At 63.5% G+C, this 526-nt stretch carries 1 protein-coding gene; it reads left to right on the top strand.

The genetic code is table 11. The features are described from left to right. Positions 1–526 (top strand): glycine betaine ABC transporter substrate-binding protein (locus IF45_RS0131080; RefSeq protein WP_037638934.1); only part of this gene is annotated, 526 nt, incomplete at both ends.

The raw sequence follows: 526 nt of genomic DNA, 5'->3' as shown, positions 1-526 counted from the left end.
GCCGGCGATGCTGGCCGAGCTGAAGCGTGCGTACGCCAAGAAGGAGCCGATCGCGGTCACCAAGTGGCTCAAGGACTTCAAGATGTCCGAGGAGCAGCTGACCAGCCTTGAGGCGGAGATCCAGGGCGCGGACAAGGGCAAGGAGCAGGACGCCGTCCGCGCCTGGCTCAAGGACCAGCCCAAGGCCCTGGACACGTGGGCCCCGGTCTCCGGCGGCGACAACGCCGACATCGGCAAGGGCCGTGAGATCAACGTCGGCTACATCCCGTGGGACGAGGGCATCGCCTCCACTTTCCTGTGGAAGGAGATGCTGGAGCAGCGCGGTTTCAAGGTGAACGCTCAGCAGTACGAGGCGGGTGCCTTGTACACGGGTATGGCCAACGGTGAGATCGACTTCGAGACCGATTCCTGGCTTCCGACCACGCATGAGTCGTACTGGAAGAAGTACGGCGACAAGCTGGAGGACATGGGTTCGTGGTACGGCCCGACCTCTCTGGAGATCGCGGTTCCCTCGTATGTGAAGGGG

This window comes from Streptomyces albidoflavus (assembly GCF_000719955.1).
GTDB lineage: Bacteria > Actinomycetota > Actinomycetes > Streptomycetales > Streptomycetaceae > Streptomyces > Streptomyces albidoflavus.
This window is presented reverse-complemented; position numbering and strand designations above follow the sequence as displayed.